Origin of the sequence: Afipia sp. OHSU_II-C1 (assembly GCF_000497575.1) — a bacterium.
Lineage (GTDB): Bacteria > Pseudomonadota > Alphaproteobacteria > Rhizobiales > Xanthobacteraceae > Afipia.
Window position 1 is genome coordinate 309,910 of record NZ_APJI01000004.1, and the last position, 24,245, is coordinate 334,154.

17 protein-coding genes are annotated in these 24,245 nt (G+C 62.6%); 5 read left to right on the forward strand and 12 right to left on the reverse strand.

Annotation, left to right across the window (positions count from 1 at the left end):
• Positions 1-47: 47 nt before the first annotated feature.
• From I554_RS0103545 to I554_RS0103560, 4 genes are all read right to left on the reverse strand, one after another.
• Positions 48-3,155, reverse strand: coding sequence for an efflux RND transporter permease subunit (locus I554_RS0103545; RefSeq protein ID WP_024577908.1), 3,108 nt, complete (start codon positions 3,153-3,155; stop codon positions 48-50).
• Complete coding sequence (locus I554_RS0103550) at positions 3,155-6,307, reverse strand: efflux RND transporter permease subunit (RefSeq protein ID WP_024577907.1); 3,153 nt, start codon at positions 6,305-6,307, stop codon at positions 3,155-3,157. Before I554_RS0103550 ends, I554_RS0103545 begins: the two co-directional genes overlap by 1 nt.
• A gap of 165 nt (positions 6,308-6,472) precedes the next feature.
• Entirely contained in the window at positions 6,473-7,825 is a 1,353-nt protein-coding gene (locus I554_RS0103555) for an efflux RND transporter periplasmic adaptor subunit (protein WP_024577906.1), read from the reverse strand.
• The gene (locus I554_RS0103560) at positions 7,815-9,284 is read right to left on the reverse strand and encodes an efflux transporter outer membrane subunit (protein WP_051358573.1); all 1,470 of its coding nucleotides are present in this window, start codon (positions 9,282-9,284) and stop codon (positions 7,815-7,817) included. The genes I554_RS0103555 and I554_RS0103560 overlap by 11 nt, the downstream gene beginning before the upstream one ends.
• A gap of 286 nt (positions 9,285-9,570) precedes the next feature.
• Here I554_RS0103560 and I554_RS0103570 point away from each other — a divergent pair, with 286 nt between their 5' ends.
• The 4 genes from I554_RS0103570 (at position 9,571) to I554_RS0103585 (ending at position 14,170) form a co-directional block, all read left to right on the forward strand.
• Complete coding sequence (locus tag I554_RS0103570) at positions 9,571-10,884, forward strand: FAD-dependent oxidoreductase (RefSeq protein WP_024577904.1); 1,314 nt, start codon at positions 9,571-9,573, stop codon at positions 10,882-10,884.
• A 2-nt stretch (positions 10,885-10,886) separates the two neighbouring features.
• Positions 10,887-11,738: a DUF1365 domain-containing protein gene (locus I554_RS0103575; RefSeq protein ID WP_029659574.1), complete on the forward strand. Its 852-nt coding sequence runs from the start codon at positions 10,887-10,889 to the stop codon at positions 11,736-11,738.
• A 12-nt stretch (positions 11,739-11,750) separates the two neighbouring features.
• Positions 11,751-12,980: a cyclopropane-fatty-acyl-phospholipid synthase family protein gene (locus I554_RS0103580; protein WP_024577902.1), complete on the forward strand. Its 1,230-nt coding sequence runs from the start codon at positions 11,751-11,753 to the stop codon at positions 12,978-12,980.
• 149 nt (positions 12,981-13,129) lie between these two features.
• Positions 13,130-14,170, forward strand: coding sequence for a cysteine synthase A (locus I554_RS0103585; RefSeq protein WP_024577901.1), 1,041 nt, complete (start codon positions 13,130-13,132; stop codon positions 14,168-14,170).
• A 148-nt stretch (positions 14,171-14,318) separates the two neighbouring features.
• Here I554_RS0103585 and I554_RS0103590 read toward each other — a convergent pair whose 3' ends face one another.
• Genes I554_RS0103590 through I554_RS0103605 form a run of 4 tightly spaced genes read right to left on the reverse strand, consistent with a single transcriptional unit; the run spans position 14,319 to position 18,840 of the window.
• Positions 14,319-15,059, reverse strand: coding sequence for an amino acid ABC transporter ATP-binding protein (locus I554_RS0103590; protein WP_024577900.1), 741 nt, complete (start codon positions 15,057-15,059; stop codon positions 14,319-14,321).
• Between the two features lie 9 nt (positions 15,060-15,068).
• Positions 15,069-16,583 carry an amino acid ABC transporter permease gene (locus tag I554_RS0103595; protein ID WP_024577899.1) on the reverse strand — a complete coding sequence of 505 codons (1,515 nt, stop codon included), beginning with the start codon at positions 16,581-16,583 and terminating at the stop codon, positions 15,069-15,071.
• Complete coding sequence (locus tag I554_RS0103600; protein ID WP_024577898.1) at positions 16,580-17,785, reverse strand: ABC transporter permease subunit; 1,206 nt, start codon at positions 17,783-17,785, stop codon at positions 16,580-16,582. The genes I554_RS0103595 and I554_RS0103600 overlap by 4 nt, the downstream gene beginning before the upstream one ends.
• 20 nt (positions 17,786-17,805) lie before the next feature.
• Entirely contained in the window at positions 17,806-18,840 is a 1,035-nt protein-coding gene (locus tag I554_RS0103605; RefSeq protein ID WP_024577897.1) for an amino acid ABC transporter substrate-binding protein, read from the reverse strand.
• A gap of 248 nt (positions 18,841-19,088) precedes the next feature.
• Here I554_RS0103605 and metC point away from each other — a divergent pair, with 248 nt between their 5' ends.
• A complete protein-coding gene (metC, locus tag I554_RS0103615) occupies positions 19,089-20,285 on the forward strand; it encodes a cystathionine beta-lyase (RefSeq protein WP_024577896.1) in 1,197 nt (398 codons plus the stop codon).
• A 180-nt stretch (positions 20,286-20,465) separates the two neighbouring features.
• Here the strand turns inward: metC and I554_RS0103620 are convergent, their stop codons facing one another.
• The 4 genes from I554_RS0103620 to I554_RS0103635 form a co-directional block, all read right to left on the reverse strand.
• Positions 20,466-20,804, reverse strand: coding sequence for a lipid-A-disaccharide synthase N-terminal domain-containing protein (locus I554_RS0103620; RefSeq protein ID WP_024577895.1), 339 nt, complete (start codon positions 20,802-20,804; stop codon positions 20,466-20,468).
• Complete coding sequence (locus I554_RS0103625) at positions 20,804-21,559, reverse strand: glycosyltransferase family 2 protein (protein WP_024577894.1); 756 nt, start codon at positions 21,557-21,559, stop codon at positions 20,804-20,806. The genes I554_RS0103620 and I554_RS0103625 overlap by 1 nt, the downstream gene beginning before the upstream one ends.
• A gap of 71 nt (positions 21,560-21,630) precedes the next feature.
• Positions 21,631-22,464, reverse strand: a complete 834-nt coding sequence (locus tag I554_RS0103630; protein WP_029659575.1) for a phosphatase PAP2 family protein — start codon at positions 22,462-22,464, stop codon at positions 21,631-21,633.
• Positions 22,465-24,213, reverse strand: a complete 1,749-nt coding sequence (locus I554_RS0103635) for a glycosyltransferase family 39 protein (RefSeq protein WP_024577893.1) — start codon at positions 24,211-24,213, stop codon at positions 22,465-22,467. It lies immediately after the preceding gene.
• Between the last annotated feature and the right edge of the window lie 32 nt (positions 24,214-24,245).

Below are 24,245 nucleotides of genomic sequence, written 5' to 3' on the forward strand. Positions count from 1 at the left end.
CAAGCGGAACCGGGAAGTTCCACCGCAAAGTACAGCGCCGCAAGGTGCTATTCGGCAGGCGAGGCTTGCGGTTGGGGCCGCGGCGTTTCCCGTCCGCGCAGCCTGTCGATCAGCAGATAGATCACCGGTGTGGTGTAGAGCGTCAGGATCTGGGACACGATCAGGCCGCCGATGATGGTGATACCGAGCGGCCTGCGCAGCTCCGTCCCCGGCCCGGTCGCGATCACCAGCGGGACCGCGGCGAGCAGCGCCGCCATCGTGGTCATGATGATCGGCCTGAACCGCGCGATGCTCGCCTCGAAGATCGCCTCCTCCGACGACAGACCGCGCTGCCGTTCGCCTTCAAGAGCGAAGTCGACAATCATGATGCCGTTCTTCTTCACGATGCCGATCAGCAAAATGATTCCGATAAAGGCGATCACCGTGAGCGGCGTGTTGGTGATCTGCAACGCGAGCAGCGCGCCAAGTCCCGCCGGCGGCAGTGTCGAGATGATTGTCAGCGGATGGGCAAGGCTCTCGTACAGCACGCCCAGAACGATGTAGACGGCGATCAGCGCACCGAGGATGAGCAGCGGCTGGCGGTTCGCGGTCTTCTGGCTGTCGGCGGCGTTGCCGGCAAACTCGCCGCGAATGCCCTCCGGCATATGCAGTTCCTCGACCGCGCGCAGGATGTTGTCGGTCGCGGTTTGCAGCGGGACGCCATCGGGGACGTTGAACGAGATCGTGTTCGATGGGAACGACGCCTGATGATAGACGGACAGCGGTGAGAGGCCGCGCTCCATCTTGACGACCGCCGAGAGCGGCACCTGCGCGTCGCCCGCCCCTGCGACATAGATTTTCTCGAGCGCGGTCGGATCGCCCTGCAATCGCGGATCGACCTCCAGAATGATCTTGTACTGGTTACGCTGGGTATAGATGGTCGATATCTGCCGCTGCGAGAATGCGTTGTTCAGGGCGTTGTCGATGTCCTGAACCTGCACGCCGAGGCTGGCGGCCGTCTTGCGGTCGATCGACAGGTTCAGCGCCAGACCGGCGGCGTCGCGGTCGCTGGAAATATCGGTGATCCCTTCGACGGTCTCCAATCTCTTGGCCACGATCGGAGCCCATTTCGACAGCAGATCGAGATCCGAACTGATCAGCGTGTACTGGTAGTTGGAGTCGCTCTGGCGTCCGCCCGCGCGCAGGTCCTGCGCCGCGAACATGAACAGGCGGATGCCCGGCACGGCACTGAGATTCCGCCGGAGACGGTCGATCACCTGCGTGGTCGTCAGACCGCCACGCTGGTCGAGATCCTTCAGGCTGATGAACATGCGGCCCGTGTTGGAGCCTCCGCCCGGCCCGCCACTGCCGCCGAGGCTCGAACCGACACCCGCGACGGCGGGATCGGCCATCACAATGTCCGCAATCCGCTGCTGGAGACCGAGCATGGCCTGGAACGAGACATCGGGCGATGCACGCGTCGCCCCGATCACGAGGCCGCTGTCGTCGGTCGGGAAATAGCCCTTCGGCGTCTTGATGTAGAGCGTCACCGTCACTGCGATGGTCGCGACGAACACCAGCAGGGTGAGGATTGGAAAGCGCAATACGACGTGCAGCGTCCGCTCGTAAAATCTTATAATGCGCGACAGGCTGCCTTCGACCAGCCGGTCGAACCAGGTCGCGTCCGGCGAAACCGGCGTCTTGATGTAGTGCGCGCAGATCATCGGCGTCACGGTCAGCGACACCACCATCGACACCAGAATGGCGAAGGTCAGCGTCAGCGAAAATTCGCGGAACAGCCGCCCGATGATGCCTTCCATGAAGATCAGCGGCGTGAACGCCGCCACCAGCGAAATGCTGATCGACAGCACCGTGAAGCCGATCTGCTTCGCTCCCAACAGCGCCGCCTGATAGGGCTTCATGCCCTCCTCGAGATTGCGGTACATGTTCTCGATCATGACGATGGCATCGTCGACCACGAAGCCGACCGAGACCGCCAGCGCCATCAGCGACAGGTTGTTGATCGAAAAGCCCGCGACCCACATCAGGGCGCAGGTCCCCGCCAGCGCCAGCGGCACGGAAATGCCCGCCGCAATGGTCGGCGTCATCCGCCGCACGAACACGAACACCACGAGCATGACCAGAACGGCGGTCGCTCCCAGCGTCCATTCCATGTCGTCGACATTGGCGCGGATGGTTCCGGTCCGATCCGAAAGAATCGAAATATCCACGCCGCCCGGAATCCATTGTTTCAGTTCCGGCAGGAGCGCCTTGACCCGGTCCACGGTCTCGATGACGTTGGCGTCCTGCTGCTTGGTGATCAGGATCAGAACGGCGGGCTGCTTGTTGAACCATGCGATGGAGCGGCTGTTGCGTGTCGCATCGAGCACGGTGGCGACATCGGCAAGCTTCACAAAATTTCCGCTGGAAGACTTGATCACGATATCGCGGAACTGGGCCGCCGTGCGCATCTGCGGGTTCGCCGCAAGCGTCTCGCCGAGAACCGGGCCGTTGAAGGCGCCTACCGGGCCAATCGCGTTGGCGTTGATGATGGCATTGCGGACGTCGTCACTGGCGATTCCCGCCGTCGCCAGCGCACCGGGATTGAGCTGAACGCGGATAGCCGGCTGGTCCGCGCCGCTCACCGTCGCCTCTCCCACGCCCGGCACCTGCGAGATGCGCTGGGCGATCACCGTGTCCGCGACGTCATAGATCGCGCTCGGCAGCATCGTCTTCGACGTCAGCGCGATGATCAGCACCGGCGCCGCGGCGGGATTGGCCTTGCGGAAATTCGGCAGTGTCGGCAGGTCGGTCGGCAGATCGGCGAGCGACGCATTGATCGCCGCCTGCACGTCGCGCGCGGCGCGGTCGATGTTGCGGCCGATAGCGAACTGAAGCGAGATGCTGGTGGTGCCGAGCGAACTGGTCGATGTGATCTGGTCGATGCCGGCGATTTCACCGAGCCGCCGCTCCAGCGGCGCGGCGACGGTCGACGACATGATCGTCGGATCGGCGCCGGGACGCGATGCCGAGACCCGGATCGAGGGAAAATCGACCGACGGAATGCTCGCGACCGGCAAGAAGTGGTAGGCGACCGCTCCGACCAGAAACAGACCGATCGCCATCAGCGTGGTGCCGACAGGTCTGCGGATGAATGGTTCGGAGAGTGACGCCATTATTGGACACCCTCCGTGGCTCCCGCGATCGGCGGCGACGGCTTGCCGGAATCATCCGGCGGCACCGCGGCTTCGATCCGGCGGTTGATCCGGTCGAGTGCGAGGTAGATGACCGGCGTCGTATAAAGCGTCAGGATTTGCGAGACGATCAATCCGCCGATGATCGACACGCCGAGCGGGAAACGCAGTTCCGATCCGGTTCCGCTTTCGAGCGCCAGCGGCAACGCGCCGAACAGCGCCGCGAGCGTCGTCATCATGATCGGTCGAAAACGCAACAGACACGCCTTCACGATGGCGTCGTAGGCCGATAGGCCCTGATGCCGCTCCGCTTCCAGCGCGAAGTCGATCATCATGATCGCGTTCTTCTTCACGATGCCCATCAGAAGGATGATACCGATCAGGCCGATCACCGACAGATCCTGCCCGCAGATGATCAGGGCCAGGATCGCGCCGACACCGGCGGATGGCAGCGTCGAGAGAATGGTGATCGGGTGGATGTAGCTCTCGTACAGCACGCCCAGCACGATGTAGATCGTCACCAGTGCCGCGAGGATCAGCCACGGCTGGCCGGACAACGATTTGGAAAACTCTGCGGCGTCACCCGAATACACGCCGACGATGTTGCCGGGCATACCGATGCGTTTTTCGATCTCGGCCACCCGCTCCACCGCGTTGCCGAGCGCTTCGCCCGGCGCAAGATTGAACGACAGCGAGACCGCAGGGAATTGCGACTGATGGGCGATCGACAATGGCGCCGTGGTCCGGATCACGGTGGCCACAGCATCGATCGGCACTTGCGCAGTCGGCGCGCCTGACGCACCGGCAGCGCCCGGAACATACAGCTTCGACAGCACCGACGGATCGCGTTGATATTCCGGCAGCGCTTCGAGAACGACACGGTACTGATTGGCCTGACCGAAGATCGTTGAAATCTGGCGCTGCGCAAAAGCGTCGTTCAGCGTGTCGTTGACCGCCTGCACCGAGACGCCAAGCTGGCCGGCGCGCTGGCGATCGACATTGACCAGCGCCCGAAGACCGCCCTCCTGCCCGTCCGACGAGACGTCGCGGAACAGCGGATCGCGCCGCATTTCCTGGACAAGCTTGTTCGACCATTCGACCACGGAAGGCGCGTCGGTGGCGGTCAGCGTGTACTGATACTGCGACCGGCTTGATCGTGTGCTGATCTGAACATCCTGCACCGCCTGGAAGTAGACCGTCATGCCGGGAACGGCGGCGACGCGCTGCTTCAGGCGGTCGACCACCACGGCGATGTCCGTCTTGCGCTCGCCGCGCGGCTTCAGCGTCATCACGAGGCGTCCGACATTCGTAGTCGGGTTCACCGATCCCGCGCCGATCACCGAGACGACACCGACGATATCGGGATCGGCCTTGATGGCATCGGCGACCTGGGTCTGCCGCAACTTCATGTCGGTGAAGGACACCTCGGTGCCGGCCTCGGTGACCGCGGTGATCGATGCCGTATCCTGCAACGGCAGGAATCCCTTCGGCGCGACCACATAGAGCGCCAGTGTCGCAATGATCGTCAGAAGGGTGACGACCAGTGTCGCGCGCTGATGCTGCAGCACCCAGAGCAGCGTACGCTCGTAAAAGGCGACCATCCGGTCGATCCAGCCGCTGATCGTCTTCAGGCCCGGAACCTGGAACTCCTGGTCATGCCGCTTCAGCAGCCGCGAGCACATCATGGGCGTCAGGGTCAGCGACACCACGGCGGATGTCACAACCGCAATCGTCAGCGTCAGCGCGAACTCCCGGAACATCCGTCCGACGAGGCCGGACATGAACAGCAGCGGGATGAACACGGCGATCAGCGAGACCGTCAGCGAGATCACCGTGAAACCGATTTCGCTGGCGCCGCGCAGCGCGGCGTCCATCACACCCTCGCCGTCCTCCATGTGCCGGACGATGTTCTCGATCATCACGATGGCGTCGTCGACCACAAAGCCGGTGCCGATGGTCAGCGCCATCAGCGACAGGTTGTCGAGGCTGAAGCCGGCGAAGTACATCACCCCGAAACTGGTAATGAGCGACAGCGGCAGCGCGACGCCCGCGATCAGTGTGGCGCGCAGCGAGCGCAAAAAAATCAGAACGACGAGTGTCACCAGCACAACGCTGAGCACCAGCGTGAACTGGACGTCGCGGACGGACGCCTTGATGGTGACGGTGCGGTCGCTGACCACGGTGAGGTCCACGCCTGCTGGAACAGCCTTCTGAAGTTTGGGAATCTCTTCGCGGATCTGCCGCACCACCTCGATCACGTTGGCGCCGGGTTGGCGCTGGATCTCGATGACGACCGCGGGCTTGCCCTGATACCAAGCGCCGGTCTTCTCGTTCTCGAGTCCATCGACAATATGGGCGACGTCGCCGATGGTGACGGGTGATCCGTTGCGGTAGGCAATGATGATCGGCCGGTAGGCGTCGGCGGTGGCGATCTGGTCGTTGGCCGCGATGGTGTAGGCCTGCTGCGCGCCGTCGAGCGATCCCTTCGGGCCCGATACGTTGGCGCCGGCAATCGCGGTCCGCAGGTCCTCCATCGAGATGCCGTAAGCGGCGAGCCGGGCAAGATCGGCCTGCACGCGAACCGCAGGCTTCAGTCCGCCGAGAATGGAGACGCGGCCGACGCCGGAAATCTGTGCGAGGCGCTGCGCCATCATGGTGTCGGCGAGATCGCTCATCGCGCGCAGCGGCGATGTCTCCGACGTCATCGCCAGCGTCAGCACCGGCGCATCGGCCGGATTGACCTTCGCATAGGTCGGCGGATACGGCAGGTTCTTCGGCAGCACGCCCGCCGCGGCATTGATTGCGGCCTGCACGTCCTGCGTCGCGCCGTCGATGTCGCGGTTGAGATCGAACTGAAGCGATATCTGGCTGACGCCGAATGAACTGGTCGAAGTCATCGAGACCAGCGACGGGATCTGCCCGAGCTGACGCTCCAGCGGCGCGGTGATCAGCGATGCGGCGACATCGGGACTGGCGCCGGGCAACTGGGTCGTGACCTGCACGGTCGGGAAATCGACCTGCGGCAGCGCCGACACCGGCAGCGCCCAGTAGCCGAGCGCGCCGCCGATCAGCAGCGCCACGCCGAGCAGCGAGGTCGCAATCGGCCGATGGATGAATGGCTCAGAGACGCTCATCGATGCGCGCTCACGGGTTGGACTCTAGAACATCATCAAGTCGCGGATTTTCCATCGTCATTGCGAGCGAAGCGAAGCAATCCATCTTTTGGATATGGGAAGCTGGATTGCTTCGTCGCTTTGCTCCTCGCAATGACGGTGAGAAATCCTGTTTCGATCGCAGGCTCACTGCGGCGCTTTCGTGCCGCCGCCCTGTTGCCCGCCTTGCGGTGCAGCTCCCTGCTCCCTCGCGCCGCGCCGTTCGCCTTTCTCGCCGCGCTGGCCGCCGCCCGGCCCGCCCGATCCCTTTTGCCTGCGCGGCGCAAGGTCCGGCGTCGGAGCCTGATAGTCCTTGCTGATGCTGACCTTCGCGCCTTCGGACAGATTGGCAAAGCCGGTCGTCACAACCTGATCCTCGACCGTGACACCGGTCGCGATGACGGCGATGGTTTCGTTCTGCAATGTCACACTGACGGGGCGCGCGGCGACGGTATTGTCCTGACCGATGACGTAGACGAACGTGCCCGCCGGTCCGCGCTGCACCGCAGCCGTCGGAATCACGATGGCCTTGTCGAGGGTGTTCACCTTGAGGCGGACGTTGACGAACTGTCCGGGCCAGAGCTGGAAATTCTCGTTGGGAAATTCCGCCTTGATCTTCACGGTGCCGGTGGTCTGATCGACCTGATTGTCGATGCCTGCCACCTTGCCGGTGTCGACAACGGTCTTGCCGTCATTGCCGAACACATCCACCGACAACGGCCCCTTCGCTGAAGCGGCGTTGACGCGGACGATTTGCTGTTGCGGCAGGCTGAACTGAATGGCGATCGGCTGAAGCTGCGTGATCACCACAACGCCCGTCGCGTCCGAGGTCTGGACGATGTTGCCCTGATCGACCTGACGAAGTCCGGCGCGTCCGGACAACGGCGCGATGATCTTTGTGTAGCCGAGCGTGGCCTGCGCGTTGTCGATCGCAGCCTGATCGGATTTCACCAGTGCTTCGAGTTGCGCAACCAGCGCCTTCTGGGTGTCCGCCTGCTGCGCGGAGCCTGCCTTGGATGCTGCCAACTGCTGATAGCGGACCAGATCCATGCGCGCGTTGGCGAGGGTGGCTTCGTCCTGCGCCTTCTTGGCGACGGCCTGATCGTACTGCGCCTGGTAAATCACCGGATCGATCTCTGCCAGGACGTCACCTTTCTTGACGTCCTGGCCTTCCTTGAAATTCACCGACAGCAGTTTGCCGTTCACCTGCGCGCGCACGGTCACGTTGTTCAGCGCGCGGACGGTGCCGACACCGTCGAGATAGACCGGAACGTCTTCGACGCGGGGCATCGTGGCCAGCACGGGGATCGCGAAATCGGGTCTTGTGCGGGTCGCGGTCTCGGTCTTCTTGAAATAGGTCCAGCCGAGATAGCCAAGGCCGCCGATGATGAGCAGCCACACGGCAATCGAGACGGTTCGCCTCCGTGCACCCGAGGCCACGCGCGCGACTCCCTCGCCAGCCGCTTTGGCCTTGTCATTCAGATCGGGCTTAAAGAGCATTCGCCGGCCCTTCCGTCCTTGGCGACCAACCACCGCCCAATGCCTGATAGAGAGTTACGACCGCCAGCAGCCGGGCGAGTTGGAACTGCGCCAGCGAATCTTCAGCCTGAAATAGCGTCAATTGCGTGTTTAGCACAGTCACGATGTCGGCCGTGCCGGCGCGAAGCTGCCGCTCGGACAGCTCGAACGCCCTTCGGGAGGATGCCACGACGATGCGCTGAAGCCGCAGCCGCTCGTTGGCCTGCTTGAGGGTCGAGAGTGCCGTGTCCACGTCGGCAAAGGCCGAGACCACAGTCTTGCGATAGGTTTGCAACAACTCGTCCTGACGTGCCTGCTGCAGGTCGAAATTGGCCTGAATTCGCCCCGCGTCGAAGATCGGCTGCGTCAGTCCGGCGGCCACATTGAAGAACGCCGACTGCGGGGTGAACAGCATCGCCAGTTGCGCGCTCTGGTAGCCGCCCTGTCCCGTCAACTGAATGCTGGGGAAGAACTGCGCGCGCGCGCTGCCGACATTGGCGGTCGCTGACGCCAACTGGTTTTCCTGACGCCGGATGTCGGGCCGCTGAGTCAACAGATCGGATGGAATCCCCGGCGTGACGCGAGGAATCGCAAGGCTTCCCAGCGACCCGCCGGTCAGCCGCACCCGCTCCGGCGGGCGCGCGACCAGCGTCGCGAGAATGTTGGAATTCTGATCCAGCGCCTGCCGCAGCGGCGGCACCGACGCCTTCTGGTTGGCCAGCAGGCTCTCCTGCTGCGCGAGATCGAGATCGGAGCCCGTGCCTGCATCGACCCGCGCCTTGATCGCGTCGTAGATGCGCTGCGCGCTGGCGATATTGCGCGTCGCGATGTTGATGCGCTCCTGCGCGGCCACCACGTTGAAATAGGCATTGGCGACGCTCACCAGCGCCGTGAGCGCAACAACGTCGCGATCGAAGCGGTTGGCGTTGGCAGTCTCTTCGGCGGCCAGCAGGGCGTCGCGGTTCTTGCCCCAGAAATCGATCTCGTAGCTGGCGCTGAGCGATGCGGTGTGGTTCGTGACTTCGCCCCGTCCCGTGAGCGGGGTTGCGCTTGTGACCGTGCCTGTCGTTCTCGACGAGCGCGACCGCGAACCGGAGAAAGTGCCGGTCAGACTCGGCAGCAATGCAGCGCCCGCGGTCTGGGCCAGCGCGTCCGCCTGCCGGATCCGGGCAACCGCGGCGGCAATGTCGAGGTTGACGGTCTGGGCCTCCTCCATGAGGACGGTCAGTTCACGCGAACGGAAACCGCGCCACCAGTCCAGCGTGGGCGGCTTGCTCTCGGTGTCACCCGACGCTGCCTTGTAGGCCGCTGGCACGTCCAGCGCCGGGTCCGGCAGGTCGGCCGTGAGGATGCAGCCGCCAGACATGGCCGCCAAAGCCAGCGCCGCGCCCAGCGCGAGCGAAGGCCGCGGAAACGCTCCACGTCGCAACTTGAAAGGCAGCTCAAACACCGGCGTAAGCACTCTCCAACGGGCCAGAATCCCATTCTACAGGGCAGTTCTGGCGGCGGACAGGGATGTTCCATTGCGCTCCCCAAGACAAGGGCGACCTGTGCCTCCCGGGTATCAGGTCCCGAATCCGAGTTATCCCCATAAACAAAGGGTTTCCTGCATTCATCGGCCTAAACGGCGAAAAGCCTTACCAAGATTTCATGTGGAGCTAGAGCAATATGAAACCTTAACAGGACTCCCCCGTATCTCGGACAGCGGTTGATCACGGGGACCTGGAATGCGAGTCGCGATTATTGGAACGGGAATCGCCGGCAATGCCGCCGCGTGGGCCTTGTCGCAGCGATACCCGGTCACCGTGTATGAACGCGAGCTTCGCCCCGGCGGTCACAGTCACACGGTCAATATCGATTATGACGGAACGCCGGTCGCGGTGGATACCGGGTTCATCGTCTACAATGAAGTGAACTATCCCGGCTTCACGGCATTGCTGGCGCATCTCGGCATCGCAACAGTCGAGAGTTGCATGAGCTTCGCGGTGACCGCCGACGCCGGACGCTTCGAATGGAAGGGCGGCGGCGATACCTGGCCGGAAACCGCCAGAGGCCTGTTTGCACAGCCACGCAATTTGCTCTCCCCGTCGTACCTCTGGATGCTGCGCGATATCCTCGTCTTTAACGAGACAAGCGTGAAGGATCATGCGGACGGTACGCTGACCGGTTTGTCGCTCGGTTCCTATTTCAAGATGCGCGGATTTGCGCCTCGCCTGCTGTCGGACTATCTCGCGCCGATGGCGGCGGCGATCTGGTCCGCGCCGACCGATCGCATTCTCGAATTTCCGGCAGAGAACTTCGTCGCGTTCTTCAGCAATCACCGGCTTCTGCAATACGACCGCCCCAAGTGGCGCTCGATCCAGGGCGGAAGCCAGGTCTATGTCGACAAGCTGACGGCGGCATTCCGCGACCGACTGCGCCTCGGCTGTGCCGTCACATCCATTGAACGTACCGGCCATGGCGTTGTCGTTAAAGACAGTCTCGGCCACACCGACATCTACGATCACGTGGTGATCGCGGCGCACAGCGATCAGGCATTGAAGATGCTCGCCGACGCCGACGGGAACGAACACAGCGTGCTCGGCGATATCCGTTACGCTCCCAACACCGTCTATCTGCACCGCGATCCGCGGCTGATGCCAAAACGCAGGAATGCGTGGGCGTCGTGGAATTTCCTGCGCTGGAAGCGAGACGGAGCACCGGTCAACGATGTCGCGGTGACCTACTGGATGAACCCGCTTCAGGGGCTCGACCATGCTCATCCGCTGTTCGTCAGCCTCAATCCGCCGTTCGCACCCGATCCGGACCTGACATTCGGCCGCTACCTGTGCGACCATCCGCAGTACGATACAGCGGCCTTCGCTGCGCAAAAGCGTCTGCCGGACATTCAGGGCAAGCGTCACACCTGGTTTTGCGGCGCATGGACCGGATACGGATTCCACGAAGACGGATTGCAGTCAGGGCTCGCGATCGCGGAAGCGCTGGGCGCATCCGTGCCGTGGCGTGTGCCGCCGGATGAACTCGCGCAAGCAGCGGAGTGACCATGCCGGACAAGATTGCCAGCTTGCAGGTGACGTCCGAAGAGGCAGCATCGCTGTATCTCGGCGAGGTCATGCATGCGCGGCTCCGACCGATGGGACACCGTTTCAGCTACAAGGTCATGAGCCTGCTGATCGACCTCGACCGGCTGGACGACGCCGACCGGCAGTCGCATCTGTTCGGCGTCAACCGCGCGGCGCTCTACAGCTTCCATGAATCCGATCACGGCGAACGGAACGGTTGTTCATTGCGCGATTACATTCAGCGCCGCGCCGCCGGGCACCGCATCGACCTGACCGGCGGCAAGGTGTTGCTGCTGTGTTATCCGAGGTTGCTCGGCTACACCTTCAATCCGCTGTCGGTGTACTTTTGTCATCGCGCCGATGGCACGCTGGCGATGCTCGTCTACGAGGTCCGCAACACATTCGGCGAAATCCATTCATATGCGCTGCCTGTGACGCCGGACCAGATCAGCAACGCCGGCATCCGGCAGGAGCAGGACAAGCAGTTCTATGTCTCCCCGTTCATCGACATGGCCATGCGGTATCATTTCCGGATTGTGCCGCCGGGCGACAGCGTCAAGCTGCGCATTCTGGAATCCGGTCCGGACGGCCCGCTTCTGGCGGCGGCCTTCAATGGCAAACGGCGGCGACTGACCTCGGCAGCGCTGATCCGGACCTTCTTTGCGCTGCCGTTGGTGACCTTTAAAATCATGGCGGCGATTCATTGGGAGGCCTTGCGTCTTTGGCTAAAGGGCGCAAGAATTGTGGCAAGACCAACAGCGAAGGACAGTTCGGCGAATAAACGGCCGGCACACGCGAGCAGAAGATTTGGACGCAGAGCCACATCACACTGACGGAATTGCGCGATGTCTGACCTGATCATTCTGACCCCCGACACTGTCGAGGCGTCGCTGCCGGATGTACCCAAGCTGGTCCGACTCGCCATCAAGTTCGCATCCAACCTGCGGCGCGGCACGCTTGACGTCACCCTGCCTGACGGTCGGACAGTGCGCTGCGGCGGGCTGGAGCCCGGCCCTGCCGCGCAAATGACGATTTACAACTACGGATTCGCGTGGCGGCTTGCGCGGGGCGGCGACATCGGCATTGCCGAAGCCTATCTGCGCCGTGAGTGGGATACGCCCAACCTGACGCAGTTCCTCTACATCTTCTGCGTCAATCACGATCTGATCCAGACGATGCTTGGCGGCAAACCGGTCGCACGGTTCGTGCAGTCGCTCCGCCACTGGTTCAACCGCAACACCAAACGGCAGGCCCGCCGCAACATCTACGCGCACTACGACATCGGAAATTCGTTTTATTCGGCGTGGCTCGATCCGAGCATGACCTATTCGTCGGCGCTGTTCGAGGACGGCACCAACGACCTCACTGCTGCGCAGCACAACAAGTACCGGCGGCTTGCCGAGGCGATCAATCTTCAACCCGGTCAGCGCGTGCTGGAGATTGGCTGTGGCTGGGGCGGCTTCGCCGAATACGTCGCCAAGAACTACGATGCGAAGGTCGTCGGATTAACCATCAGCACCGAGCAGCGCGATTTCGCGCAGAAGCGGATGCAGGCCGCCGGGCTCAGCGACAAGGTCGAGATCAGGTTTCAGGATTACCGCGATGAGCGCGGACAATATGACCGGATTGCCTCTATCGAAATGATCGAGGCCGTCGGCGAACAGTTCTGGCCGCAGTATTTCAGCCAGCTGCGTGACCGCCTTGCCCCCGGCGGTTTCGCGGGCATTCAGGCGATTACCATCCAGGACAGATTTTTCAACGCGTACCGGCGCGAGGTTGATTTCATCCAGCGCTACGTTTTCCCCGGCGGCATGCTGCCATCGCCTCAGGTCCTGAAGTCGCTCGGCGAGAAGTTCGGTGTACCTGTTATCCGCGAGCGTATTTTTGGAGAAGATTATGCCAAGACGCTTGCCACATGGAGAGACAATTTCCGCGCGGCATGGCCGAACCTGATGCCTCTCGGTTTCGACGAGCGCTTTCGGCGCCTCTGGGAATACTACCTCGCCTACTGCGAGGCCGGATTCCTCTCCGGCAACATCGATGTGCGTCAGGTCGTATTCGCCAAATCAGGTTAGACGGCTGCCCCAACCTCCTCAAAAAGCGAGCAGATCACGCCTGCAAGCGCTGCCCTTGTCGGAACGGCGGGCGGCCTCTAGGTTGAACGATGAACCTGCCGCTTTTCCCCTTGCCTTCTGACACATTCGGTCCCGGGTCCTTCAATATCATGCACATTCGCAAAGACGTCATCGATGCCATCGGCAACACTCCGCTCATCAAGCTGAAACGCGCGTCCGAAGAGACCGACTGCACCATTCTCGGCAAGGCCGAGTTCATGAATCCCGGCCAGTCGGTGAAGGACCGCGCCGGCAAGCAGATGATTCTGGCGGCGGAGAAGCGTGGTGACCTGCGGCCTGGCGGTCTTGTCGTCGAGAGCACCGCAGGCAACACCGGAATTGGTCTCGCGCTCGTCGCCGCCGCGCGCGGCTATCGCACTATCATCGTGATTCCGGAAACGCAGAGCCAGGAAAAGAAGGACGTGCTGCGTCTGCTCGGTGCGGAACTGGTCGAAGTGCCGGCCCTGCCCTTCAGCAACCCGAACAATTACCAGCATGTCGGCCGGCGTCTTGCAGATGAGTTGCGCAAGACCGAAAAGAACGGCGTCATCTTTGCCGACCAGTGGAACAACCTCGACAACCGCAAGGCGCATTACGTCTCGACCGGTCCCGAAATCTGGGACCAGACCGAGGGCAAGGTCGACGGCTTCATCTGCTCGATCGGCAGCGGCGGCACGCTCGCGGGCACGGCGACGTTCCTGCGCGAGAAGAAGAAGGACATCAAGATCGGCGTCGCCGATCCGCGCGGCGCTGCGATGTACAATTACTTCGATCACGGCGAGGTCAAATCGACCGAAGGCGGATCGATCACCGAAGGCATCGGCCTCGGCCGCATCACCCCGATCATCGAGGACGTCAAGGTCGACAAGGCCTATCTCATCGAAGATAGCGAGGCGGTGCCGATCGTGTTCGACCTTCTCGAACATGAAGGCATCTGCGTCGGCGGGTCGTCGGGCGTGAATATCGCAGGCGCCATCCGTCTGGCGAAGGATCTCGGGCCCGGCCACACCATCGTGACCATCCTGTGCGACTACGGCACGCGCTATCAGTCGAAGCTGTTCAATCCGGAGTTCCTGCGCTCGAAGAACCTGCCGGTGCCGGCATGGCTTGAGCGCAAAAGCACGATCAAGCCCCCATTCGAGAAGGTGTGAGATTGCGTGATCTCAACGGAGGTCATCCCGGCGAAAGCCGGGATCCACAACCCCTTGCCTTTCAGCTCATCGAGATCATTGAAGCGCTCTTCACAACACGGACGACAGGGGTGATGGGTCCCGGCCTGCGCCGGGACGACCACATCCCTCACCTCAAAATCTGACTGAGAAACAGCTTGGTCCGCGCGTGCTGCGGATTCGAGAAGAACTTGTCCGGCGTATTCGCCTCGACGATCTGACCGGCGTCCATGAACACAACACGGTCGGCGACCTCGCGGGCGAATCCCATCTCGTGGGTCACCACCAGCATGGTCATCCCCTCCCTCGCGAGGTCCACCATGGTGTCGAGCACTTCCTTGACCATCTCGGGATCGAGCGCCGAGGTCGGCTCATCGAACAGCATGACCTTCGGGTTCATGGTGAGCGCGCGCGCAATCGCCACGCGCTGCTGCTGGCCGCCTGAAATCTGGCCGGGATACTTGTTCGCCTTGTCGGGAATCCGCACACGCTCGAGATATTTCATCGCCGCGGCTTCGGCGTCTTTCTTCGGGATGTTGCGCACCCAGATCGGCGCCAGCGTACAGTTCTCCAGCACGGTCAGATGCGGAAACAGATTGAAGCTCTGGAACACCATGCCAACCTCGCGGCGCACCGCGTCGATGTGGCGCAGGTTCGGCCCGAGCTCGATATTGTCGACAACGATGCGGCCTTCCTGAAACTCCTCCAGCGCATTGATGCAGCGGATCAGCGTCGATTTGCCGGAGCCGGACGGCCCGCAGATCACGATGCGCTCGCCGCGGCCGACCGCCATGTCGATGTCGCGCAGCACATGGAAGTCGCCGAACCACTTGTTGAGGCCCGAGATGCTGACAATGGGATCTGCGGTCATGGTTTCATCTCAGACATTCTTGTGAGCATTCAGCCGCCGTTCCACGAACAGCGAATAGCGCGACATTCCAAAGCAGAACACGAAGTAGATCATTCCGGTGAAGGCGAAGCCGGTGAACAGCGTCGTCGGTGACGCCCAGTTCGGATCGGCGAAGGACGCACGCAACTGCCCGAGCAGATCGAAGATCGCGACGATCAGCACCAGTGTGGTGTCCTTGAACAGCGCGATGAAGCTGTTGACCAGCGCCGGAATGACGTTGCGCAGCGCCTGCGGCATCACGATCAGGCCCGTGGTCTTCCAGTACGACAGGCCGAGCGCGCTGGCCGCTTCCGCCTGCCCGCGCGGAACCGCCTGCAGGCCGCCGCGAATGACTTCCGCGTTATAGGCGCCCGCGAACAACGCGATGCCGATCAGCACGCGCACCAGTCCATCGACGGTGAAGTTTCCGGGCAGGAACAGCGGCAGCATGTAGGTCGCGAAGAACAGAACCGTAATCAGCGGCACACCGCGCCAGAATTCGATGAAGGCAATCGAAAACACACGGATCAGCGGAATGGTGGAGCGGCGTCCAAGCGCCAGGATCATGCCGACCGGCATCGACGCGACAATCCCGGTGACCGAGACGACGAGTGTCACCAGCAGACCGCCCCATGAGCGGGTATCGACGATCGGCAGGCCGCCCTTATCGAGGCCCATCACGACAATGACGATGGCAATCCCGGCAAAGGTCGCGATGCTCTTGAACAGCGCGCGCCAGCCGTTGCGAAATCCCCCGGTCAGGAAGAACATCAGCAACGAGACGATGATCGCGGTCGCGGCGAGATCGGCCCACAGCGGCGAATGGAATCGTTCGGTATAATCATGCAGCCATTGAACCGGCCACATCAGGATCGCGAGGCCATCGCCGATCCATCCGACGGCCCTGCCGATGAATGAAAGGCCCTGTCCCAAGACCCCCGCAATGGCCGTGGCCGCCAGCCGCGCGCCTGCGTCCTGGAAGCTGGAAGCCAGTCCCGATCCGAGATCCGCCAGCCAGTGAATGGCAAAGCCTTTCAGCCCGCCGCCCCGCAGCAGGAAGAAGCCGATCACAGGATAGGCCGCGAAGAACAGTCCGGAGTTCAGCGCCTTCGCGGGCGCGCGCGGGATCAGTAACGGCAGCAGCAGAAGCGCGCCAAGCGCAAAGGTCAGATTGACCCGCCAGCGCTGGTCCTCCGGATAGAAGCCATAGATGAACTGGTCGAACTTCGCGTGTACGAACGGCCAGCACGCACCGACCACCCGCCCGACATTGGCCTCAAGACAGGCATTGCGATCACTGCCCGTCCACACCGCATCGACGAACAGGAACCTGATGACCGGCACCAGAATGAGCCACAGCAGCGCCGCACCAATCAGCGTGATCATGATGTTCAGTGGCGAATTGAACAGCCGCTCGCGCGCAAAGCCGATCACGCCCGTGGTCCTGACCGGAGCGCGGCGCGCCTCAACAATGGTCTGCCGGACGAATGCGGCCTGTTCCGTCATGCGGCAAGGCTCCGGTTCAGACGCCAGCCGTAGAAGCTCATGATCGCGCTCGTCACCAACGAGATCAAAAGATAGACGCCCATGGTGAGCGCGATGATTTCCACTGCCTGCCCGGTCTGGCTCAGCGTGGTGCCTGCGAACACGGAAAACAGATCGGGGTAGCCGATCGCAACCGCCAGCGATGAGTTCTTGGTGAGGTTGAGATACTGGTTGGTCAGCGGCGGCAGGATCACGCGCATCGCTTGCGGGATCACGACCAGCCGCAATGTCGCGCCGCGCGACAACCCGAGCGACGCTCCCGCTTCCATTTGCCCCTTGGGCACGGACTGGATGCCCGCGCGCACGATCTCCGCGATGAAGGCTGCCGTATACGTCGAGAGCGCGATGGTGAGCGCGGCAAATTCCGGCAGAACCTTTGCGCCACCTGCAAAGTTGAAGCCCTTCAACTGCGGCATGTCGAATGCGAACGGCGCGCCGAAGACCAGAACAGCCAGCGCCGGTAAACCAATCAGCATCGCCAGCACGAACGGCCAGATCGTCAGCTTCTCGCCGGCGGCAAACAGTTGCCTGCGGGCATAGACGTGCATCGCCAGCGACGCCAGGATACCGAGCACAATGGCGACAATGAATACGCCAAACCCCTGCTGCGGGACCGGGTCAGGCACGATCAGTCCACGATTGCTCAGGAAGATCGTTCCGAACAGCGATATGCTCTGACGCGGGCTTGGCAGCGTCGCCAGCACGGCGAGATACCAGAACAGAATCTGGAACAGCAGCGGGAGATTGCGGATCACCTCGACATAGCCGCCGGAAATCCGCGCCAACAGCCAGTTCGGCGACAGCCGCCCAAGCGCCACCAGCACGCCGATGATGGTCGCGATGATGATGCCGACGATGGAGACCAGCAGGGTGTTGAGCAGCCCGACAACAAACACCCGCGCATAGGTGTCGGTCTCGGAATATGGGATCAGCGCCTGGCTGACGGCGAAGCCCGCAGTGTTCGACAGGAAGCCGAAGCCGGACGCGATCCGCTGCGCTTGAAGGTTGGCCCGCGCGTTCTCGACGATCTCATACCCGATCCAGATAACGGCAGCGACGAACAGGATCTGGACGATCACACCGCCCCACCCCGCCTGCCCGCCGAGTGCGCGGCGGAGCCGTGCAACCAGTTGAAGCGGAGGCTTGCGGGGTTCAGCTGCCATTGCCGGTTCCGGCAATGCCGTCAACGGATCGGCGGCGCGTATTGAAGACCGCCCTGATTCCAGAGCTTGTTCAGTCCACGGGCGATACCGAGTTTCGATCCGGCGCCGACATTGCGATCGAACGACTCACCGTAGTTGCCGGTCGCCTTGATGATGCGCGTGACCCAGTCCTTGGTCAGGCCAAGCTGTTCGCCGAGATTGCCGTCGGTCCCGAAAATCCGCTTCAGTTCGGGCTTGCTGGACTTCGCCATCTCATCGACGTTCTTTTGCGTCACCGCGTATTCCTCGGCGTTGATCATCGCGAACAGCGTCCACTTCACGATGTCGAACCACTGGTCGTCGCCGTGACGAACGACCGGTCCGAGCGGCTCCTTGGAAATCACTTCCGGCAGGACGGCGTGGTCGCCCGGCGCTGCGAGCTTGAGGCGTTCGGCATAAAGCTGCGAGACGTCGGAGGTAAACACATCGCAGCGTCCCGATTCGTAGGCCTTCACCGTCTCGTCCGCGGTGCCGAACGCGATCAGCTCGTACTTCATGTTGTTACCCTTGAAGTAGTCCGAGACGTTCTGCTCGTTCGTGGTGCCGGTCTGCACGCAGATCGACGCGCTGTTCAGCTCCAGCGCCGAATTGACCTTGAGCGACTTGCGGATCATGAAGCCCTGGCCGTCGTAGTAGGAAATACCGGTGTAGTTCAGGCCGAGCGAGGTATCGCGCGACAGCGTCCAGGTCGAGTTGCGCGACAGCACGTCGATTTCGCCGGACTGCAAGGCTGTGAACCGGTCCTTCGCGGACAGCGGTACGAACTTCACCTTGGTCGGATCGTTGAAGATCGCTGCTGCAAGGGCGCGGCAGACGTCGACGTCGAGACCCGCCCAGTTGCCCTTGTCGTCGGGGGCCGAGAATCCGGGCAGACCCTGGCTGACGCCACAGGACAGGCTTCCGCGATCCTTGATGCTCTGAAGCGTGCCCCGATCCTTCGGTTTGTCCTGCGATTGTGCCTGGGCTGCCTGAATGGCGAATGCCGCGAGAATAAGAGCGAGCGATACCCGTTTCATAGAATGACCTTTCCCGGCAATTCCGCGCTGGCGACGAACAACGTCGCACGGAGCGAAACGATCCTGCTGAAGCAACACAAATCCCAGCTAAATATCTGGTCTGCATAACAGAACGCCGAACGCGACGGGTCAAGGGGTTGACGTCCGCCATTGCGGTCAGCTTACTGACCCATAAGGCAGCACATTGCCTTTTGTCGAGCAGCCCCCTCCGCGGCTGTGGCAAGATGTCTTGCACAAGTGATCGTCACATGACTTCCCCAAAAGACAGCCATCCCTCGAAACCGCTTGATCCGCAGACCGAACTGGTCACGTCCGGACGCGACACCGTTGCGCAAAAGGGCTTCATCAACCCGCCGATCGTGCGCGGTTCGACAGTGCTTTATCCGACCGCCGAAGACCTCCATGCCCACCGCGGCGAGTTTCAGTACGGGCGGCACGGCACGCCGACCACCAAGGCGCTCCAGCAGGCCCTGATGGCGCTCGAGGGACCGAACTGCGCCGGCGTGGGACTGGCACCGTCCGGCGTGGCCGCGATTTCCACAGCTCTTCTGGCGATTCTCAAGGCAGGCGATCACTTACTCGTCATCGACAGCGTCTATCGCCCCACCCGGAATTTCTGCGACAGCCTGCTCAAGCGTTACGGAATCGAGACCACCTATTTCGATCCGCTGATTGGCGCGGGCATCGAGAAGCTGTTCAGGCCGAACACCAAGGCCGTCCTCGTGGAGGCGCCTGGATCGCAGTCATTCGAGATGCCGGACATTCCGGCCATCGCGGCCATCGCCCACGCCAAGGGCGCGCTTGTCGTCGATGACAACACCTGGGCGACGCCGCTGTTTCACCGCTCGCTCGATCAGGGCGTCGACATCAGCATTCAGGCCGGCACGAAATACATCGGCGGTCACTCCGACATCATGTTCGGCACCATTTCCGCCAACGCGAAAACCTGGCCGCTCATCACGGAGGCGATTCGGCTGCTTGGCGTCTGCGCCGGGCCGGACGATGTCTTTCTGGCTCTCCGCGGACTCCGAACGCTGGCTGTACGACTCGCGCATCACCAACAAGCGGGTCTCGAGATGGCGCGCTGGTTTGCCTCGCGCCCGGAAGTGCAGCGGGTCATTCACCCGGCGCTGGAGACCGATCCGGGTCATGCGATCTGGAAACGCGACTTCACCGGCGCAACCGGTCTGTTCAGCATCGTGCTGAAGCCGGCGCCGAAGCAGGCGGTCGACGCCTTCCTCGACACCCTCACACTGTTCGGCATGGGTTATTCGTGGGGCGGCTTCGAGAGCCTCGTGATTCCGTTCGACTGTTCGTCCTACCGCACGGCGACGACATGGAATCCGGGCGGGCCGACGCTGCGTTTTCACATCGGGCTGGAAAATCTCGATGACCTGAAGGCCGATCTTGAGCGAGGTTTCGCGGCGCTGAAGGCGGCGGCGTAGTAACCGACAAGAAATCGATCACTTAGCCCAAGTTCGTCATGGCCGGCCTGGTGCCGGGCATCCACGTCTTCTGAAAAGCAAGGGTCAAGCAAGACGTGGCTGGCCGGGACGAAGCCCGGCCATGACACCAGAGAAATCTTCGGGTGACGGCGCTCCTCGCAATGACGAGTTGCTGACTTTTCAGCTCTTCTCGACCTTGGAGCCTGAACCGCGGTTCTTCACGATCAGCATGATGTTGCGGATGTAGATAAGGGTCGCCAGTCCCTGCCCCAGGATGATCACCGGCTCGCGCTTGGCGATGCCGTAGACCAGCGTCATCAGTCCACCGCCCATCGAAAAGAACCAGAACGCCATCGGCACAACGCTCTGGCCCGCACGCTCACTCGATATCCATTGCACGAGGAAGCGTGCCGTGAACAGCAACTGCGCGATCAGGCCGAACGCCAGCCAGAAATCGAACTTCGCGACGAAGACGTCGTAAAGATAGTCGCCGAGTTGCTGACCGAACTGAATCAGCATCACGTCACCTCCGTCGCAACCGGCGTGGATTTCTTGCGGCGGATCAGCCACCACACGCCTGCAAGATCCATGATGCCGATCCAGAGCCGGTCGAAGAATCCGTAGTTCGATACACCGGAATGGCGCGGCCGATCGATCACATCGACATAGACGATGTCGTATCCCTCCCGCCGCACCAGCGCCGGAAGAAAGCGATGCAGACCATCGAAATATGGCAAAGCAAGGAACACATCACGGCGCAGCGCCTTCAATCCGCAGCCAGTGTCGCGGGTGCCGTCATGAAGGATCGCGTTGCGCACGCCGTTGGCCGCGCGCGACTGAAACCGCTTGAAGCCGGTGTCCTTGCGGCCGACGCGCTGTCCCGCCGCGAGGCCGACCTTGTCGCCGCCCTTCTCGATCGCCTCGATCAAGGCCGGAAGAAACGCCGGATTGTTCTGCCCGTCGCCATCAAGCGTCGCGACGATCTTTCCCCGTGCCGCGCGAACGCCGGTCCGCACCGCGGCCGACTGGCCGCTGGAGGTCTCGTGCCGGATCTGGCGCACGTTGCTTCGCGCCTTCATCTCCGCGGCGAGCCGCTCGCCGGTTGCATCCGTCGATCCGTCGTTGACGTAGATGATCTCGTAGGCCCAGCGGCCATCGAGCGCCGCCGCGATCTCGGCGATCAGCGGCGCGACGTTGTCCTGTTCATTGCGGACCGGAACCACAATCGATACGTCGGGGGCCGGCAGGCCGGATTTTGGTGATTGATCGCTCATATATGCCGATTGGGGTCCAAACGCCCGCAAAAGCAGTCAAAACCGCGGCGGGCGACCGCTTATTATGGTGCCTAAGCGCCGCGAGCAACCTTTTTCAGGGCAGGCCATGACGGTCCTGCGAGGGTTTCAATGGCCCCGCCGCTCACGATCTTGAACCCAAGGCGGCGGGCCGCGAACCAGTACTGGACGATCATCGCGCCGATGATCCCGGTCAGCGCCCCCGCGACCACGTCGCTCGGGTGATGGGCCAGCAGCACCACCCTGCTGACGCAGATCAGCACCGCATAAACGAACATGAAAAGAGTCATCCGCCGCCACACGGCGGAGACCGCGAAGGCCAGCGCGAACGCCGTGGTCGCGTGACCGGACGGCAGACTCTCGAACGCCGGATTGCCGGCAAAATGCTGGTAGAAAAACGCGTTGGCATCGCCGCCGACAAAGGGCCGGCTCCGGCCGATGATGTATTTCAGAAGCTCGCCGCACAGAACCGCGAACAGCACCGCGAAAAACAGATACTGAATGCGCACGCCGAACGCGATCAGCATTGATCGCAAGACGTCGCTGAGCAACGGCTGGATCAGCAGAATGACGAAGAGCAGTCCCGCCAGCGTCCACAGCACATAAGTCGACTTGCCGAAATCGGTGAAGATCCGCAGCCACCACAGGCTGGCAGTGCCGCGCGCGGGCATCTGCTTGATGGCCGCGACATCGACTGCGAACATCAGAATGCCGATGGCGATCGCCGTCAGTGCGGCAACGCCAATCCATCGCCGTGCGAGGGCGCGGCGCGCCTCGGCACGCCGCGAGTGCGACGGCGCACGCACCAGCCGCGCCACCGACTGCCACGCAACCTGCCCGACCCGCGTCACATAATTTGCCGGTCGCGCGCCGGGTCCAGTCGCCATTTACTCCGTACCTTCGGAGCGGAAGATGGCGACCGAAATCGCACGGCCTTGCGAGAAATTATAACCATCGATGCGCGTGCCGGCGTTGTAACGCAGCCCGATTGCTTCGGCACGCTGCGCGAACGCGCGCTCCTCGCGCCATTCCACGAGCGCAAACCGGCAGCTTCCCTGCAACAGGAAGTCCGCCGCGCCCGAGCCGTTGGTCAGGACGGTCGACGTGCCCACCATGAAGACGAGGCTCGGCTCCTGGAAACCGGCGGCCGCGGCCGCCGGTCCGACGCATTCGACGCTGCGCAGCGCACGCGCGATCTGGACGCTCGGGAACAACGGCGCAAGCGACGGCACCACGACGCCGTAAATACACGCCGCCATGAACCACGACGCGCCGATCGCATTCAGCAGAGAACGCTCGGCGTGAGTGTCGTCATACATCCACCAGGCGAAGAGCCCGAAGATCAGCGCACCGGCCGCGAACGGCCAGGCCAGAAACTCCGGCTGCCGCAGCAGCGCGATCGCGCCGATGATGGATGCGACGGTGATGATCAGCGGCAACACGAACCACCATGCCGCCCCGCGCACGATCCATGCGGAACGCGACAGCACTTTGCGCTCCAGCGCGCCGACGATCAGGATGGCGATGGCCGGATAAAGCGGCAGCACATAGTGCGGCAGCTTGGTGATGACGAGTTCAAAGACGATCCAGGCCGGCAACAGCCATGCCAGCAGGAACTGTGCACCGGGCTCACGGCGCGCGCGCCAGATCGCCGGCGTCGCCATGCCGGCCATCGCAGCGCCGGGCCAGAACGTCACCCAGAACAGAACAAAATAGAGTCCCGGCGGCGCGCCATGCGACTCCTGCGGACTGGCGACCTTGCTCAGCATGTCAGCGCCAAGCGAATTTGCGAAGAAAGTATCGCCGGCCTTGAGGAAGATCGCGATGAACCACGGCAGCACCAGCACCAGCGTCCACATCAATCCCCAGACTGGACGCAGACGCCACAGCCACGCTGACGAACGATCGAGAACCGCGAGGGTCACGACGGTCGTCGCGACGAACATCAGGATCAGCGGGCCTTTCAGCAGAATGCCGCCCGCAATGGCGGTCCAGAACACAAACGCAAGTGTCCACGACGGATGTGGATTGTCGTCGCCGCGCTGCCACGACAGATAGGCGCGCGCCATCGCGCCCATGACCGCCGTGGTGGTCAGCAGCAGCATCGCGTCGGTCTTCGCCAGACGCGCTTCGACACCCAGCAGGATCGAACTGCACATGATCAGGCCGGCGAGCAGCGCGCCGCGGCGCGTGACGAATGCCAGCGCTGTCCAGTAGGTCAGCAGCACCGCGCCGATGGCGCCGATCAATGAGGGAATGCGATACAGCCAGATGCGGACCTGCGCGCGCGGCAGGCCGAGCTTGGATGCAGTCTCGACGACTGCGGCCTGCGCCCAGTAGATGCCGACGGGCTTCTTGTAGCGCACCTCGTCCTGGAAACGGATGTCGACGAAATCGCCGCTCTCGACCATTTGTTTGGTCGCCTGCGCGAAGCGGGCTTCGTCGCGGTCGACCGGTGGAATGTTGAAGAAACCGGGCAGGAAAAACAGCAGGCCGGCCAGGACAAGCAACGCGACGGCGCGGGCATGGCTTCCGACCGTAAAATCGACCACGCGCACGAGTCCGCTGCCGGGATTCTTCTGCTCAACCGGTTCGCGCGGCGCGCCAAATCTGGGTCTTGGGTAGGTCTCAGCCATCGGTTCCGCATACGCTGAAACCGATAGCCGGA